The 14,344-nt window shown below is 68.3% G+C and carries 19 protein-coding genes; 2 read left to right on the top strand and 17 right to left on the bottom strand.

The annotated features are described in order from the left end of the window. Positions 1-17: 17 nt before the first annotated feature. The 11 genes from ACY5J6_RS01655 to ACY5J6_RS01605 form a co-directional block, all read right to left on the bottom strand. Positions 18-1,040: a 1,9-bis(guanidino)-5-aza-nonane synthase gene (locus ACY5J6_RS01655; RefSeq protein WP_462845674.1), complete on the bottom strand. Its 1,023-nt coding sequence runs from the start codon at positions 1,038-1,040 to the stop codon at positions 18-20. A 63-nt stretch (positions 1,041-1,103) separates the two neighbouring features. After that, positions 1,104-1,325 carry a hypothetical protein gene (locus ACY5J6_RS01650; protein WP_462845673.1) on the bottom strand — a complete coding sequence of 74 codons (222 nt, stop codon included), beginning with the start codon at positions 1,323-1,325 and terminating at the stop codon, positions 1,104-1,106. A 1-nt stretch (position 1,326) separates the two neighbouring features. Then, positions 1,327-2,217: a 2-hydroxyacid dehydrogenase gene (locus ACY5J6_RS01645; protein WP_462845672.1), complete on the bottom strand. Its 891-nt coding sequence runs from the start codon at positions 2,215-2,217 to the stop codon at positions 1,327-1,329. After that, positions 2,192-2,719, bottom strand: a complete 528-nt coding sequence (locus tag ACY5J6_RS01640; protein ID WP_462845671.1) for a GNAT family N-acetyltransferase — start codon at positions 2,717-2,719, stop codon at positions 2,192-2,194. Before ACY5J6_RS01640 ends, ACY5J6_RS01645 begins: the two co-directional genes overlap by 26 nt. A 12-nt stretch (positions 2,720-2,731) precedes the next feature. Beyond that, entirely contained in the window at positions 2,732-4,006 is a 1,275-nt protein-coding gene (locus tag ACY5J6_RS01635; protein WP_462845670.1) for a Glu/Leu/Phe/Val family dehydrogenase, read from the bottom strand. 8 nt (positions 4,007-4,014) lie between these two features. Continuing rightward, positions 4,015-5,274: a Glu/Leu/Phe/Val family dehydrogenase gene (locus ACY5J6_RS01630; protein WP_462845669.1), complete on the bottom strand. Its 1,260-nt coding sequence runs from the start codon at positions 5,272-5,274 to the stop codon at positions 4,015-4,017. Positions 5,275-5,300: 26 nt separating this feature from the next. Continuing rightward, on the bottom strand, positions 5,301-6,254 hold the full coding sequence (locus ACY5J6_RS01625) for a polyprenyl synthetase family protein (protein WP_462845668.1): 954 nt from the start codon (positions 6,252-6,254) through the stop codon (positions 5,301-5,303). A gap of 45 nt (positions 6,255-6,299) precedes the next feature. Beyond that, positions 6,300-6,731, bottom strand: a complete 432-nt coding sequence (locus ACY5J6_RS01620; RefSeq protein ID WP_462845667.1) for a hypothetical protein — start codon at positions 6,729-6,731, stop codon at positions 6,300-6,302. Continuing rightward, positions 6,728-7,363, bottom strand: coding sequence for a redox-sensing transcriptional repressor Rex (locus ACY5J6_RS01615; protein WP_462845666.1), 636 nt, complete (start codon positions 7,361-7,363; stop codon positions 6,728-6,730). The genes ACY5J6_RS01620 and ACY5J6_RS01615 overlap by 4 nt, the downstream gene beginning before the upstream one ends. Beyond that, the gene (locus ACY5J6_RS01610; RefSeq protein WP_462845665.1) at positions 7,360-8,109 is read right to left on the bottom strand and encodes an SPOR domain-containing protein; all 750 of its coding nucleotides are present in this window, start codon (positions 8,107-8,109) and stop codon (positions 7,360-7,362) included. The genes ACY5J6_RS01615 and ACY5J6_RS01610 overlap by 4 nt, the downstream gene beginning before the upstream one ends. A gap of 1 nt (position 8,110) precedes the next feature. Beyond that, a complete protein-coding gene (locus ACY5J6_RS01605; protein WP_462845664.1) occupies positions 8,111-9,448 on the bottom strand; it encodes a tetratricopeptide repeat protein in 1,338 nt (445 codons plus the stop codon). 73 nt (positions 9,449-9,521) lie between these two features. On the opposite strand from ACY5J6_RS01605, the gene ACY5J6_RS01600 reads away from it, so the two are divergent. Next, positions 9,522-10,058 (top strand): HNH endonuclease, encoded by a 537-nt coding sequence (locus ACY5J6_RS01600; RefSeq protein WP_462845663.1) that lies wholly within the window; start codon positions 9,522-9,524, stop codon positions 10,056-10,058. 1 nt (position 10,059) lies between these two features. Here ACY5J6_RS01600 and ACY5J6_RS01595 read toward each other — a convergent pair whose 3' ends face one another. Further along, positions 10,060-10,893 (bottom strand): DMT family transporter, encoded by an 834-nt coding sequence (locus ACY5J6_RS01595; protein WP_462845662.1) that lies wholly within the window; start codon positions 10,891-10,893, stop codon positions 10,060-10,062. 46 nt (positions 10,894-10,939) lie between these two features. Here ACY5J6_RS01595 and ACY5J6_RS01590 point away from each other — a divergent pair, with 46 nt between their 5' ends. Next, positions 10,940-11,416 carry a DNA cytosine methyltransferase gene (locus ACY5J6_RS01590; RefSeq protein WP_462845661.1) on the top strand — a complete coding sequence of 159 codons (477 nt, stop codon included), beginning with the start codon at positions 10,940-10,942 and terminating at the stop codon, positions 11,414-11,416. A 149-nt stretch (positions 11,417-11,565) separates the two neighbouring features. Here the strand turns inward: ACY5J6_RS01590 and rplQ are convergent, their stop codons facing one another. Genes rplQ through rpsM form a run of 5 tightly spaced genes read right to left on the bottom strand, consistent with a single transcriptional unit; the run spans position 11,566 to position 14,344 of the window. Further along, positions 11,566-11,922: a 50S ribosomal protein L17 gene (gene rplQ / locus ACY5J6_RS01585; protein ID WP_093004660.1), complete on the bottom strand. Its 357-nt coding sequence runs from the start codon at positions 11,920-11,922 to the stop codon at positions 11,566-11,568. Between the two features lie 4 nt (positions 11,923-11,926). After that, positions 11,927-12,865, bottom strand: a complete 939-nt coding sequence (locus tag ACY5J6_RS01580) for a DNA-directed RNA polymerase subunit alpha (protein ID WP_462845660.1) — start codon at positions 12,863-12,865, stop codon at positions 11,927-11,929. A gap of 22 nt (positions 12,866-12,887) precedes the next feature. Continuing rightward, positions 12,888-13,517: a 30S ribosomal protein S4 gene (gene rpsD, locus ACY5J6_RS01575; protein ID WP_462845659.1), complete on the bottom strand. Its 630-nt coding sequence runs from the start codon at positions 13,515-13,517 to the stop codon at positions 12,888-12,890. Positions 13,518-13,530: 13 nt separating this feature from the next. After that, positions 13,531-13,920 carry a 30S ribosomal protein S11 gene (gene rpsK / locus ACY5J6_RS01570; RefSeq protein WP_054637953.1) on the bottom strand — a complete coding sequence of 130 codons (390 nt, stop codon included), beginning with the start codon at positions 13,918-13,920 and terminating at the stop codon, positions 13,531-13,533. 43 nt (positions 13,921-13,963) lie between these two features. Beyond that, entirely contained in the window at positions 13,964-14,344 is a 381-nt protein-coding gene (rpsM, locus tag ACY5J6_RS01565) for a 30S ribosomal protein S13 (RefSeq protein WP_314131370.1), read from the bottom strand.

Here is a 14,344-nt window from a genome sequence, read left to right as displayed (position 1 = left end):
AGCCACCCCCCTTGCCCTCAGGCGGGCGCTTTCTCCCGGAAGAGTTCGGCGTAGCGGCGCTTGGCCCGCGCGGGGGCCCGGTGGTAGACGTAAGAGGCCAGGAGGGGAAAGGCCAGGGTGGCCTCGGCGAAGACCATCTGGGAAAGGCGCGCGTCCACCTTGCCCCAGCTTTGCGCCTCAGAAAGGGTGGAGCCGGAAAGCCCCCCGTCCCGCTCGTCCGCCACGGTGATCTGGATGGCGTACTTGTGCATCTCCACCCGGTGGCCCAAGACCTCGGCGGCCACCACGATGTCTTGGGCGAAGTTCTTGGGTACCCCGCCCCCCAGCATCACGAGCCCCGTGGTCCCGGCCTTAAGCTTGATCTCGGTGAGCTCGCGGAAGTCGGCCACGGAGTCTATGGTCACGTGGGCCTCGGGGCGCTTCACCTGGTGGTAGACGAGGCCGAAGCCCGCGGAGGAGTCGGAGAAGGCGGGGACGAAGAGGGGCACCCCTTCCTCGTAGGCCGCCCGCACGATGCTCTTCTCCCCCAGGCCCCGTTCCGCCAGGTGGCGGCCCATGTGCCAGAGGAACTCCCGGCTGGAGTAGGGGCGGGGCTCTAGGCCGTCGGCGATCTCGGCGATGGTGTAGTCCGTGTGGCGGAGCTCCTCCTCGTCGATGTAGGTGTCGTAGATGCGGTCAATCCAGAGCCGCCTTAAGGCCTCGTCGTCCGCCCTCGGGTCCCCCTGGTAGTGGCGGTGGCCCAAAGCCTCAAAGAAGTCCTGGTCCACGAGGTTGGCCCCGGTGGCCACGATGGCGTCCACCAGGCCCTTCCGGATGAGGTCGTGGACGATGAGGCCCTGGCCCGCGGAGACCAGGCTCCCCGCCAGGGTGAGGATGACGGCGCAGTCGTCCTGAAGCATCTCCAGGTAGATCTCCGCCGCCCGGTGGAGGTTCCTGGCCTGGAAGGCCGTCTTGCCCATGGCCTCGAGGATGGGCCCGGCGTCAAAGGCCTTGATGTCTATGGGGACCACGGGCGTAGAGAGGAGGTCTTTCTTTTGCATGCTTCTCCCTTCTACGCGGGGTGGGCGTCGGGCGGCTCCCCCCCTTTGGCGCCCCCTGCCTTATTAGGGCAGGGCCCCAAGTATACCACCCCCGGCGATGGGGGGGTAGACCTCGAGGGGGCCCTCCACCTCCTCGTCCAGGCCCACCGCCCTATCCCCCACGGCGAGGAGCCAGACCTCCTCCAGGGGAATCCCCAGCTTCTCCAGGGCCTCCTTGGGGGTCTTGGCCTCCACCTGGAAGCGCTCGCCGAAGCGCCGGAGATCCCCGTGCAGGATGACCTCCACCCTAATACCCCTCCCGCACCACGTTCAAAAGGGGCTCTCCCCGGAGGTACCGCCCCACCTGCTCGGAGAGGAAGCGGGCCGCCCGGCGGGCAAAGCCCTCGGAAAGCCCGGCCACGTGGGGGGTGATGACCGCCCCCTTGGCCCGCCAGAGGGGGTGGTCCAAAGGCAGGGGCTCGGGGTCGGTGACATCCAGGAAGGCCCGGACCCGCCCCGCCTCCAGGGCCTCGAGGAGGGCCTCCGTGTCCACGAGCCCTCCCCTCCCCGCGTTCACCAGGAGGGCCCCCTCCTTCATCCGGGCGAGGAAGTCCCGGTCCACGAGGCTTCGGGTCTCGGGGGTGAGGGGAAGGAGGAGGACCACGGCGTCCGCCTGGGGCAGGAGGTGGGGCAGGTCCTCACGGGTGTAGACCCCGGGGCGGGGATGGCGGGCCACGGGGAAGAGCTCCACCCCAAAAGGCCTAAGCCTTTCCGCCACCGCCTTCCCGATGGACCCGTAGCCCAAAAGGAGGACCCTTTTCCCCTCCAGGTCGGAAAGCCTCCTCGGGGCCCAGCGCCCCTCCCTTTGGGCCTCGAGGAAGCCCGGCAGGTCCTTGAGGAGGGCGAGAAGGGCCAGGACCACCCACTCCGCCACGGGGGCGTCGTGGATGCCGGAGCCGTCGCAGAGGAGCACCCCTTCGGGGAGGAGGGGCAGGATCCAGTCCACCCCGGCGGAGAGGGTCTGGACCACCTTGACCTGCACCTCCTCCAGGACCTTCCGCACCACCTCCTCCTGGCCATAGGGGGGGAGGAAGAAGTCCGCGGTCTTGGGCCAGGGCTGGTCCAGAAACCGCACCTCCACCCCCTCGGGCAGGAGGGCGAAGACCTCCTCCCTAAGCCTCGGGGCCAAAATCCTCACGGCGCACCTCCATGTACACGTCCTCCCTTCCCTTGGGGCCCGGGCCCAGGCCTACCTCCCGGAAGCCCGCCTTCTGGAAGGCCCGCCGGGCGCGGAGGTTGTGGGCGAAGGTCCTGAGCTTCACCCGCCTCAGGCCCAGGAGGCGGAAGGCGTAGTCCAAGGCCGCCCGCACCGCCTCGGTGCCGTAGCCCTGCCCCCAGCGGTCCTTCCTCCCGATCAGGATGCCCAAGGTGGCCTCCTCGGGGGTGAGGTCGTAAAGCTCCACCGTGCCCAGGTACTCCCCTTTCTCGTCCAGGATGACGAAGGCCACGCGGTCCTTTCTCCGGGCCTCCGCCAGGACGAAGCGCTTGAAGAGCCAAAAGGGCGAGCGCAGGGGGCTTGAGCCGTTCCACTCCGCCACCTCGGGGTCGCGGAAGGTCTCGTAGAGGCCCCTCCACTCCTCCTCGGAAAGCCCCGCGGAAAAGGGCTTGAGGACCACGCGGCCGAAGCGGGGCCAGTCCACAAGGATAGCCTACTAGGGGTAGAGGCCCCGGAGGGCCCGGGCCTCGAGGACCCGGGTGGCCGCCACCACGTAGGCGGCGGTGCGCAGGGGGATCCGCTTCTCCTGGCTCACCTGCCACACCGCCTCAAAGGCGTTCCGCAGCACCCTTTCCAGGCGGGCGTTGATCTCCTCCTCCGTCCAGAAGTAGGAGTTGAAGTCCTGGACCCACTCAAAGTAGCTCACCGTCACGCCCCCGGCGTTGGCGATCACGTCGGGGACCACCAGGACTCCCTTCTCCAAGAGGATGTCGTCGGCGGCGGGGGTGGTGGGGCCGTTCGCCCCCTCGACCACGATCCGGGCCTGGATGCGCCAGGCGTTCTGCTCGGTGATCTGTTTCTCCAAGGCGGCGGGAACGAGGAACTCCGTGGGTACGGCCCAAAACTCCGGGTTGGGCAGGGGCTCCGCCTTGGGGTAACCCCGCACCCCCCCCATCTCCGCCACGTAGCGCTGCAGGTCGTAAGGGTCAATGCCCGCCTCGTTATAAACGGTGCCGGTGTGGTCCTGCACGGCGATGACCCGGGCCCCGTGGTCGTGGAAGATGCGGGCGGCGGCGCTCCCCACGTTGCCGAAGCCTTGGAGGGTCACCCGGGCGCCCTCCACGGCAAGCCCGAGCTTTTCCGCCGCGGCCACCGCCGTCACGAACACCCCCCGCCCCGTGGCGTCCCGCCGGCCCAGGGACCCCCCCAGGGCGATGGGCTTCCCCGTCACCACCCCGGGCACGGTGCGGCCCACGTTCATGGAGAAGGTGTCCATCATCCAGGCCATCTCCCGCTCCCCGGTGTTCACGTCGGGGGCGGGGATGTCCCGGTCCGGGCCCAGGAGGATCCCGATCTCCGAGGTGTAGCGGCGGGTGAGGCGCTCCAGCTCTCCCGGGGAAAGCTTCTTGGGGTCCACCCGCACCCCCCCCTTCCCGCCCCCGTAGGGCAGGCCCACGGCGGCGTTCTTGATGGTCATCCAGGCGGCCAGGGCCATGACCTCGGAGAGGGTCACCTCGGGGTGGTAGCGCACCCCGCCCTTGGCGGGCCCCCGGGCGGTGTTGTGGTGGACCCGGTACCCCTCAAAGTGGGCCACGGTGCCGTCGTCCAAATGAATGGGCACGTCCACGATGAGGATGCGCTTGGGCCGTTTAAGGCTTTCCGCCAAGGGAGCAAGCCGCCCCAGGTAGGGCACCACCCGGTCCACCTGCTCCACGAAGATCTCCCAAGGGCCGCCGTCTTTACCCAGGTAGGAAAGGGGTTCGCTTCTCATACACTCCCTCACGGATAGACGCCCCTAAGCCGCGTGGCCTCGTTCACCCGCTCCAGGGCCAGGGCCATGGCCCCGGTACGGAAGTCGGCGGAAAGGGCCTCGGCCCTGGCACACACCTCGGCCACCGCCTTGGCCACGCTCTTGGCGAAGCTTTGGCGCACCTCCTCCTCGCTCCAGAAGAACATGTTGAGGTCCTGCACCCACTCCAGGTAGCTTGCCAGAAGCCCCCCACCCCCGGTGAGAAGGTCAGGGACCACCCGGATCCCCTTGCCCAGAAGGTAGGCCTCCCCCTCCGGGGTGAGGCCGAAGTTGGCCGCCTCCAGCACCGCCTTGGCCTGAACCCTCTTGGCCCCTTCCCCGTCCAAGGCCCCCTCCATGGCCGCCAGCACCAGGTAATCCACGGGCAGGGCCAGAAGCTCCTCCGGGTCCAGGTCATGGCGCGGAAGGGCTCCCGTGGCCTCGTAGTGGGCCCGCACCTCCTCCACGGGAAGCCCTTCCTCCCGGTACATCGCCCCCCGGGAAGTGGAAACCGCCACCACCTTCAGACCCATCCTCTGGGCGTGGAGGGCGAAGGCTCCGCCCACCTGGCCGAAGCCTTGAACGGCCACCCTGGCCCCCTCCAGGGGAAACCCCCACCTCTGGGCGAACTCCCGCAGGACCAAGGCCACCCCCAGCCCTGCGGCGTCGTCCCGGCCCTCCGTGCCCCCCAGGGCGTGGGGCTTGCCCGTCACCACCCCGGGCACCGTGGCTCCCAGGGTCATGGAGTAGGTGTCCATGATCCAGGCCATAACCCGCTCGTCGGTCCCCACGTCTGGGCCCAGGATGTCCATGTCCGGGCCGATGAGGTTGACCAGCTCGGCGGTGTAGCGGCGCACCAGGCGCTCCAGCTCCCTAGGGGAAAGGAGCCTGGGATCCACGGCCACCCCCCCAGCCGCCCCGCCAAAGGGCAGATCGTAGACCGCGGCCTTGAGGGTCATCCAGGCGGCCAGGCCCGCCGTCTGCCCCAGGGTGACGGAGGGATGGAGGCGCACCCCGCCCTTGGCGGGCCCCCGGGCGATGTCGTGCACCACCCGGAACCCCTGGAAGACCCGCACCTTGCCGTCGTCCATGACCACGGGAAGGGAAACCGTGACCAGGCGCTTGGGATGGGTCAGGTACTCCACCGTGGTGGGGTGGAGGGGAGCCACCCTCAAGGTCCGCTCCAGCCGCTCCAAAAAGGCCTCCCAGAGGCCCGGGTCCTCGGGAGGTCGGTAGGCGGGCAGGCTCATAGCATCACCGAGGGGGATTATACCCCCTAGGAGAGCCTTTCCGCCTCGCGCAAGGCCAGTTCTTCCAAGGCCCTTTTAAAGGGCGAAGGGGGGAGGGGCGATAGGGCCGACGCCGCCTCTTGGGCCCGCTTCCGGATGCGGGCCTCCACCTCCTCCACCACCCCGCTTTCCCAGGCCAAGGCCCTTAACCGCTCCAGGTCCCCAGGTTCCCTTCCCTTTCGCCTCAGGATCTCCCGCACCTCGGGGAAGCGCTCCATGAGGAGCAGGGGGATAAGGGTGGCCTTCCCTTCCCTCAAGTCCCCCCCCACGGGCTTCCCCAGAACCTCCGGCGTCCCCATGAGGTCCAGGTAATCGTCCCGCATCTGGAAGGCCTGGCCGTAGAGGAGGCCAAAGCGGTGGAGGGCCTCTCGGATCTCCGGGGGCTCGCCCCTAAGAAGCGCCGGCCCTTCGGTGCAAAGAGCCATGAGGGCGGCGGTCTTGGCGGTGATAATCCGCTCGTAGTTCTCCAGGGAGTACTCCTCCAAGGCGGCCACCTGGAACTGCAGGACCTCCCCTTCGGAAAGGGTCTTGGCCACCTCGGCGAACCGCTCCACCAGCTCCATCCGCCCCGTCTTGGCGATGACGTGGAGGAGCCTTGAGAGGAGGAAGTCCCCGGAAAGCACGGAGACGGCGTTCCCGTACTTGCGGAAGGCCGCCTCCTTGCCCCGCCTGGTCTCGGCGTCGTCAATGAGGTCGTCGTGGAGAAGGGTGGCGGAGTGGAGGAGCTCCACCGCCAGGGCGAGCTCCAGCTCAAAGGGCGCCCCCCCTAAGGCCCTCGAGGCCAAAAAGACGAGCCGGGGGCGGATGCGCTTTCCCCCGGCGGTCACCAGGTCCTGGTGGATGAGGCGGATGAAGAGGACATCGGACTGGACGAGCCCGGAAAGGGCCTCTTCAAAGCGGCGGAGGGGGGCCTCGAGGGCGGGAAGGACGGTAAACCCCATGCCCCTGAGTATACGCCAGGCGGGCCAGGAGAGTTTTCCCGAGGCTCAGTAGATCTCTATGGGGGCAGGGAGGGGTACCACCTTAGACTGGCCGTTGGCGGAGACCGTGCGGTACTTGACCACCTGCACGGGAGTCAGAGGAGTAGAGGAACGCTTGTTGTAAGACCGCACGTAGGGCCCGCAAGGGTCCTGGCTGGAAGGAGAGCAAGATTGGGGGATTAGGAAGGGGGAATCCACGGGATTCGCGCTGGCGTCCAGCAGCACCACCGAGCCCGTCCCCGAACCCGGCAGGGCATAGAGAACGATGTCGTAGCTGTAGTTGTAAAAGGTGTTGTTGTTCTGGTCGGTCTCCGTGGAGAAGGAAAAGTTTTCCCGCGCCACAAGAACCGTAGGTCCTCCCAGGATGACCCCGCCCTCAAACAGGTTGTTGCATGCCGCCAAAAGCAGCCCCATGACCAAAAAGACTACCTTTTTCATCCCATCATCTCCTCTCGCCACTTGGGATTAAGTATAGCAAAGGAGAGCCGCGTGAGCCCCGCCAGGAAGTCCACGTTCTCCACCGCCACCTCCTTGGGCACCTCGAGGACCACCGGGGTGAAGTTCAGGATCCCCTTGATCCCCGCCGCCACCAACCGATCCGCCGCCTCCTGGGCCGCTTCCCGGGGCACGGTGAGGAGGGCAATCTCTATCCGCCCGGGCACCCGCTGGGGCAGGAGGTCCACGGGCTCAATGACCCCGCGTCGCACGGGGCGGCCCACCTTCTCCGGGTCCACGTCAAAGAAGCCCCGAAGCTCAAAGCTCTCCCCGAAGCCCGGGTAGTCCGCAAGGGCGCTTCCCAGGCGGCCCATACCCACGATGCACAGGCCCCACCTGCGGTTTAGACCCAGGATGTGGCGGAGCTCCCGCTTGAGGACGGGGACGGTATACCCCACCCCCCGGGTGCCGTAGGAGCCGAAGTAGGAAAGGTCCTTTCTCACCTGGAAGGCGGTCACCTGGGCCTCCTCCGCCAGCTGCTCCGAGCTGGTGCGGTGGATGCCCTTGGCCTCCAGCTCCTCCAGGATGCGGAGGTAGGTCACCAAACGGCTTATGGCGGCGCTAGGAACCTTCATCGCACCTCCAGGGCCTGTAAACCCAGGGCCTCCACCCGCGCCCTAAGGGCCTCCCTTTCCTCGGGAGCCACCGGCCCCACCCGGACCCGGTAAACGCCGTCCTTCACCAGCACCACCGGAAGCCCCGCCTCCTTGAGCTTGCCCGCCAGGGCCAAGGCGTTTTCCTCCTTCTGAAAGGCCCCCACCTGCAGGTACACGCTCCCCTCGGGGGCGGGGGCCGGGGCCTGGCCCCGGTAGACCTGGGCCCCGTAGGCCGAAAGGGCCTGGGCCACCCGCCTGGCCTCCTCTTCGCTGGCGTAGGGGCCCACCACCACCCGGGTAAGGCTCCCGGCGGCCTCGAGGCCCACGGGGTACCCCTTGGCCGAAAGCTCCTGGCGGAGGCGGAGGGCGTTTTCCGGGTTGGCGAAGGCCCCCACCACCACGCGGAAGCTTCCGCCCGGGGAGGGCTTGGCCGGAGCCTGGGGCCGGGAAACCGGGGAGGGCTGGGGCTGGGGCGGGGAGGGTTCTGCGGGGGCCTGGGGCAGGGGCATCACCGTGACCACGGGCTCCGAGGCCTGCGCCTCTGGGGTAGCCACCGGCTTTGGCGCCGGGGCCTCGAGGGCCTGAGGGGAAGGGGCGGGCTGGACGGAGGCCAGGGGCTGGGCGAAGGGGTTGACCCCGGTGAGGTAAAGGACGATACCCGCCGCCACCAAGGCGATGAGGAGGAAGATCAGGGCATCCAGCCAGTTTTCCCTAAGCCAGCGCATCTTACCTCCGAAGAAGGGCCTGGGCCTCCTTAGAGCCCAAGGCGGCGGCTTGCCGGAGGGCCCGCTCCGCCTCCCCTTCCCGGCCCAGGCCCCTCAGGGCCAAGCCCAGGTTGTACCAGGCGGCGGCCTGCCCGGGGGCCCGCCCCAGCACCTCCCTGAGGAGGAGTTCCGCCTCGCCGAAGCGCCTCAGGGCCACCAGGGCGGCGGCCAGGTTCACCCCCACCTGGGGGTCCCGCCCGGACTCGTACAAGGGGCGGAGCACCCCCGCCGCCTCCTCGGCCCGCCCAAGCTCCAGGAGGAGGGCGCCTTTAAGGGCTTGGGCCTCGAGGGCCGAAACCCCCTCCAAAAGCCTCAAGGCCTCTTCCTTCCTCCCCAAGGCGTAGGCCGCCTGGGCCTTCAAGAAGGCCCCGGGAGGCCCCGCCTCCTCGGCGTAGCGGTAGGCGTTTTTCGGGTCTCCCAAACGCAGGTAGGCCACCGCCAGGGCCTGGGCCACCTGGGGCTCGGGGCTTAAGCGGTAGGCGGCGAGGAGGGGAGCCAGGGCGCCCTTGGCGTCCCCGGCCCGGAGCCTGGTTTGGCCCAGATAGAAAGCGGCCTCCCAGAGAGCGGGGTCCAGCCCATACGCCTCCCTCAAGAGGGGCTCGGGGGCCTCGGAGAGGAGGGCCTTGCGGAGAAGGAGCCGGGCCCTGGCCTTCCCCTCCACCTGGGCCAGGCCCCGGTCCAGCTCCCTGAGGGCCCGCCCCTTCAGGCCCTCCTCCGCCAGGATGCGGGCCAGAAGCTCCCAGGCCTCGGCCGCCTTGGGGTCTTGGTTCAGGAGCCCGTAGAGGACGGGCACGGCCTCCGCCCGGCTTCCCGCGGCGTAAAGGGCCTGGGCGAGGGCCAAGCGGTAGGCCGGGCTCCGCTCGGGAAGGAACCCCTTCCTCAAGGCCTCCGCCGCCTCCTTGGCCTTCCCCGCCTGGCCCAGGGCGGCGGCCAGGGCCAGGTAGGCCTCCTCGGTGGGGTTTAAGGACACCGCTTTCTGGAAGGCCTCCGCCGCCTCCTCGGGCTTGCCCAAACGCAGGTAGACCTGGCCCAGGTTGAAGTGGCCCTCGTACCGGTCGGGGAAAACCCGGACCATCTGGTCAAAGGCGAAGCGGGCCTCCTCCAGGCGGCCCGCCCGGAAGAGGGCCACCCCCAGGCCCAGGTGGGCCTCGAGGCGGCCGTAGTCCTTCGCCAGAACCTCCTCGTAGGCCAAGGCCGCCTGGGCGTAGTCCCCCGAGCGCAAAAGGGCCTCCGCCTCCTCCAGGGAAGCCGCCAGGGCCAGGCCCAGGAGGGAAAGGAGCGCAACCAAAGGTCTCGTCATAGGGGCCTCCCAACCCTTCGTTGCCCTCAGCATAGCACAGCTCTAAGGGGAAGCCTTTGCTATCCTAGAAAGCGTGGGGCCAGCCGAGGAAAAGCCCCTCAACCTAGACGCCCCCCGCGTCCTGGTGCTCAACGCGGGGTACGAGGTGCTGGGCCTGGCCAGCATCAAGCGGAGCGTGCTTTTGGTGCTCTCGGGAAGCGCGGAGATGCTTTCGGAAAGCGGCCGCTACCTCCACACCCCCTCCACCCGGATCCCCGTGCCCAGCGTCATCCGCCTCAAGCGCCTGGTGCGCAGGGGCCCAAGCCGCATCCCCCTGAACCGCAGGAACGTCCTCCGGCGGGACCGCTACACCTGCCAGTACTGCGGCCGCCAAGGGGGGGAGCTCACCGTGGACCACGTCCTCCCCAAAAGCCGCGGGGGCAAGCCCACCTGGGAGAACCTGGTGACGGCCTGCCGGGCCTGCAACCTCAAGAAGGGGGACCGCACCCCCGAGGAGGCGGGGATGCGCCTCCTCAGGCCCCCCAAAAGCCCCCGGGTGCCCCTCTTCCTCTCCGACCTCAAGGAGGTCCCCCAGGACTGGGAGCCCTACCTCGAGGCCTTCTTGCGCTGAGCTACCGCCGCACGCTGAGGAGGACCGCCAAGAGGACCAGGCCCGCCCCCAGGTAACCTAGGGGGGAGAGGACCTCGCGGAAGAGGAGGAAGGCGAAGAGGTTGGCCACCACGGGCTCGAGGGTGGCCAGGACGCTGGCCCGGGTGGCGGGAAGCCGCCTTAGCCCCGCGTAGTAGGCCAGGTAAGCCCCATAGGTGGAAAAGGCTCCCAGAAAGAGGAGGGCAGAAAGGGCCTTAGGGCTTAAGGGCGCGAGCTCCACGAAGGGCAGGAGCCCCAAGGCCCCCACGGGCAGGGCGTAGAGGAAGAGGGTGGGGGTGGCGTAGCGGGGCAGGTAGAGCTTGCCGAAGATGTAGTAAAGGGCGTAGGTAAAGCCCGAAAGGAGGCCGAAGAAGAGGGCGGGCAAGGGGGCCCTCACCTCGCTTCCCCCGCCCAGGCCCATGAGGGCCACCCCCAGGAGGGTGAGGGCCACGGAGAGAAGCCCCAGGGCGTCCAGGGCCTCCCGGAGGACCAGGTGGGAAAGAAGGGCCACCCAGGCGGGAGCGGTGTAGAGGAGGACCGAGGCCAAGGCCGCCCCGCCCAAGCCCACCGCCAGCTGGTAGGCCCCGTAGAACAGGGAAACCCCCACCAGGCCAAAGAGGAACAGGACGGGAAGGTCCCGAGGGGCTACCCGCACCCGGCGCAAGAGAAGGGCGTGGGCGGTGAAAAAGACCCAGGCGATCCCCGCCCGAAAGAAGGCCACCGTAAGCGGGGTGAGCCCCTCCCCAAAGGCCAAGCGGCTCACCGGCCCCAAAAGGCCCCACAGGGAGGCGGCCAGAAAGAGGTAGAGGTAGCCCATGGAAGGCAGTGTATAATCCCCCCGGTGCCCTTATGGAGGTCAAGGCATGAGCGCCCGTACCCTTTTTGCCCTCCTCGTGCTCCTTCTCCTCGCCCTCTTCGCCTGGCTCAACTGGGGGGAGATCACCAAGCCCACCTCCCTTTCCCTGGGGCTTACCCGGGTGGAAGCCCCCCTGGGCCTGGTCCTGGTGGTGGCCCTGGGGGCCCTCACCCTCCTCTATCTGGTCTTCACCATCGGCTTGGAAACGGCGGCCCTCCTGGAGGTCAAGCGCTACGCCCGGGAGCTCCTCTATTACAAGAAGCTCGCCGAAGATGCGGAGCAAAGCCGCTACACCGAGCTAAAGCGCTATCTGGAGGCGGAGTTCCAGCGCCTGGCCGAGGCGGAGCGGGAGGAGATCCGGGCCTTGGAAGCCCGGGTGGAGGCGATCCTGGAGAAGCACGGCAACACCCTGGCCGCCTACATCGGGGAGCTGGAGGACCAGGTTTTAAGGCTCCTCGGCCCCTCGCAAGGCGAAAGGGGTTGATACCACCCCATGCTGGCCCAAGCCAGCGTGGGGGCCCCGGCCAAAAGGCCCGCAGGGCTTCCGTACTTGGGCTTAGGCGAAGGATTCACGCCAAAGGGGCATGAGGCCCCCGCCACGGCCCAAGCCGCGGCGGGGCGCTTAGCCTGCCCCTACTCCACCAGTTCCACCAGGGCCAAGGGCGCCCCGTCCCCGCGGCGGCGCTCCGCCAGCTTGAGGACCCGGGTGTACCCCCCAGGGCGGCTCTGGTACTTGGGGGCGATCTCGTCAAAGAGCTTGCGCACCAGCTTCACGTCCTGGAGGTCCCTAAGGACCAGCCTGCGGGCATGGAGGTCCCCCCGCTTGGCCAGGTGGATCAGGTGGTCCACGAAGCCGGTGAGCTCCTTGGCCTTGGGCACGGTGGTGGTGATGCGGCCGTGCAGGAGAAGGCTTTTGGCCTGGTTACGGAAAAGGGCCAGGCGGTGGGAAGAGTGGCGGTTGAGCTTCCTTCCGGACTTTAGGTGGCGCATGGTCTCACTCCTTCAGGGTAAAGCCCCGCTTGGCCAGGGCCTCGCGGATCTCCTCGAGGCTCCTCTCCCCGATGCCGGGGATGTTCCTCAGGTCCTTGAGGTTGAGGGCGAGAAGGGCCCGAACGGACTCAATCCCCTCCTCCTTGAGGCTGTGGAGGACCCGGGTGGAAAGGCCGAGCTCCTCTAAGGGGAGGTCCAGTTCCTCCTTCTCCTCCCGCTCCTGGGAGGGCTCGGAGACCGGGAGGGAGGGGGCGGCCTGGGGGCTGGCGAAGTAGGAGAGGTGCTCCTTGAGGATGGCCACGGCCTGGTTCAGGGCCTCGAGGGGGGTGATGGAGCCGTCCGTCCAGATCCTCAGGGTGAGCTTGTCCAGGTCCGTGCGCTGGCCGAGGCGGGTGTCCTCCACCTGGAAGGCCACCCGGCGCACCGGGGAGAAGAGGGCGTCCACGGGGATGGCGTTGATGCGGTCCTTGATGCCGTGGCGCTCGGCGGGCACGTACCCCACCCCCCGGTCCACCCGCACCTCCATGTAAAGCCTCCCCCCCTCCTCCAGGGTGGCGATGTGGAGGTCCGGGTTCAGGATCTCCAGGTCGGCGGAAGGGGTGAAGTCGGCGGCCTTCACCGCCTTGGGCCCCTCCGCCCGGAGGACAAGGGTGGCGGTCTGCATCTTGGGGTCCAGGAAGCGGACCACCAGCTCCTTGAGGTTGAGGACGATCTCCACCACGTCCTCCTTCACCCCGGGGATGGTGGAGAACTCGTGGAGGACGTCCTCGATGTAGACGCTGGTGACCGCGGTCCCCGGGATGGAGGAGAGGAGGATGCGCCGCAAGGGGTTTCCCAAGGTGACGCCGAACCCCCGCTCCAGGGGCTCCAGCACGAACTCCCCGTACTCCCGCCCCTGGGTGCGCACCGTGAAGACCGGGGCTTTGAGCTTGCTCTCTAACATAGGCCTCCTTACCGGCCAGGGACTACCTGGAGTAGAACTCGATCACCAGCTGCTCGTTCACGGGCAGGGCCAGCTCCTCCCGGTCGGGCAGGCGCAGGAACTTGCCCTTCATCCCCTCCACGTCCAAGGAGAGCCAGGGGCTCACCTTGCGCCCCTTCATGGCCTCGAGGTTCTCCCGGATGAAGGCCAGGTTCCTGCTTCCCTCGGCGATGGCGATCTCGTCCCCGGGCCTCACCCGGTAGGCCGGCAGGTCCACCCGGCGGCCGTTCACCGCGATGTGGCCGTGGCGCACCATCTGCCGGGCCTGGCGGCGGCTTTGGGCGAAGCCCAGGCGGTAGACCACGTTGTCCAACCGGGACTCCAGAAGGCCCAGGAACACCGTGCCCGTAACCCCCTTCTTGCGGCTCGCCTCCTCAAAGAGGTTGCGGAACTGGGTCTCGGAGATCCCGTAGATGCGGCGAAGCTTCTGCTTCTCCCGAAGGCGCACCGCGTAGTCGGAGGGGCGCCGCGTGCGGCGCTGCCCGTGCTGGCCCGGGGGGTAGGGGCGGCGCTCCATGGCGCACTTGGGGCTGTAGCACCTCTCCCCCTTCAGGTAAAGCTTGACTCCTTCCCGACGGCAAAGGCGGCAAACTGGTCCGATGTAACGACCCATCTTCTCCTACTCCTTACGAGGCCTTGCGGAACTTCTTCTTGGGCCGGCAGCCGTTGTGGGGCACGGGGGTGTCGTCCACGATGGACTTCACCTGGAGGCCGGAGGCCTGGAGGGCCCTTATGGCCTGCTCCCGCCCCGCCCCGGTACCCCGGACCACCACGTCCACGCTCTGCATGCCGTAGGCCATGGCCTTCTTGGCGGCGTCCATGGCGGCGAGCTGGGCGGCGTAAGGGGTGCCCTTACGGCTCCCCTTGTAGCCGATGACCCCGCCCGAAGACCAGGTGATGGGGTTGCCGTCGGGATCGGTGATGGTGACGATGGTGTTGTTGTAGGAGGCGTGGATGTAGGCCTTCCCGTTCGCCACCTGCCGCTTAACCTTCTTCTTGGTCGCTTTTCTGGCCATACTCTCCCTCTCGGAGTATCCGCTGGCCCTAAACCCTCAGGGCTTACTTCCTCGGCGCCTTCTTCTTGCCCGCCACGGTCTTGCGGGGCCCCTTGCGGGTACGGGCGTTGGTGCGGGTGCGCTGCCCCCGCACGGGAAGCCCCCGCCGGTGCCGGAGGCCGCGGTAGCAGCCGATGTCCATGAGGCGCTTGATGTTGGCCGCCACCTCCGCCCTGAGCTCCCCTTCCAGCTTCCAGGCGTTCTCCACGTACTCCCGGAGGCGCACCACCTCGGCCTCCGTGAGGTCCTTCACCCGGGTGGCGGGGTTGATCCCCGTCTTCTCCAAGGCCTCCTTGGCCCGGGCCGGCCCGATCCCGTAGATGTAGGTGAGGGCCACGTCCACCCGCTTGTTCCTGGGAATCTCCACGCCTGCGATCCTCGCCAC

Source organism: Thermus sp. H19.2, from assembly GCF_054979525.1.
Note: the sequence above shows the minus strand (reverse complement) of the source record. Positions and strands in the feature narration are given on the sequence as shown.

Excerpts from the sequence above, each read along its gene's own strand:
- ACY5J6_RS01655 (WP_462845674.1), bottom strand. The coding sequence starts at position 1,040 with ATGCAAAAGAAAGACCTCCTCTCTACGCCCGTGGTCCCCATAGACATC.
- ACY5J6_RS01635 (WP_462845670.1), bottom strand. The coding sequence starts at position 4,006 with ATGAGAAGCGAACCCCTTTCCTACCTGGGTAAAGACGGCGGCCCTTGG.
- ACY5J6_RS01630 (WP_462845669.1), bottom strand. The coding sequence starts at position 5,274 with ATGAGCCTGCCCGCCTACCGACCTCCCGAGGACCCGGGCCTCTGGGAG.
- ACY5J6_RS01625 (WP_462845668.1), bottom strand. The coding sequence starts at position 6,254 with ATGGGGTTTACCGTCCTTCCCGCCCTCGAGGCCCCCCTCCGCCGCTTT.
- ACY5J6_RS01620 (WP_462845667.1), bottom strand. The coding sequence starts at position 6,731 with ATGAAAAAGGTAGTCTTTTTGGTCATGGGGCTGCTTTTGGCGGCATGC.
- ACY5J6_RS01615 (WP_462845666.1), bottom strand. The coding sequence starts at position 7,363 with ATGAAGGTTCCTAGCGCCGCCATAAGCCGTTTGGTGACCTACCTCCGC.
- ACY5J6_RS01610 (WP_462845665.1), bottom strand. The coding sequence starts at position 8,109 with ATGCGCTGGCTTAGGGAAAACTGGCTGGATGCCCTGATCTTCCTCCTC.
- ACY5J6_RS01605 (WP_462845664.1), bottom strand. The coding sequence starts at position 9,448 with ATGACGAGACCTTTGGTTGCGCTCCTTTCCCTCCTGGGCCTGGCCCTG.
- ACY5J6_RS01595 (WP_462845662.1), bottom strand. The coding sequence starts at position 10,893 with ATGGGCTACCTCTACCTCTTTCTGGCCGCCTCCCTGTGGGGCCTTTTG.
- ACY5J6_RS01590 (WP_462845661.1), top strand. The coding sequence starts at position 10,940 with ATGAGCGCCCGTACCCTTTTTGCCCTCCTCGTGCTCCTTCTCCTCGCC.
- rplQ (WP_093004660.1), bottom strand. The coding sequence starts at position 11,922 with ATGCGCCACCTAAAGTCCGGAAGGAAGCTCAACCGCCACTCTTCCCAC.
- ACY5J6_RS01580 (WP_462845660.1), bottom strand. The coding sequence starts at position 12,865 with ATGTTAGAGAGCAAGCTCAAAGCCCCGGTCTTCACGGTGCGCACCCAG.
- rpsD (WP_462845659.1), bottom strand. The coding sequence starts at position 13,517 with ATGGGTCGTTACATCGGACCAGTTTGCCGCCTTTGCCGTCGGGAAGGA.
- rpsK (WP_054637953.1), bottom strand. The coding sequence starts at position 13,920 with ATGGCCAGAAAAGCGACCAAGAAGAAGGTTAAGCGGCAGGTGGCGAAC.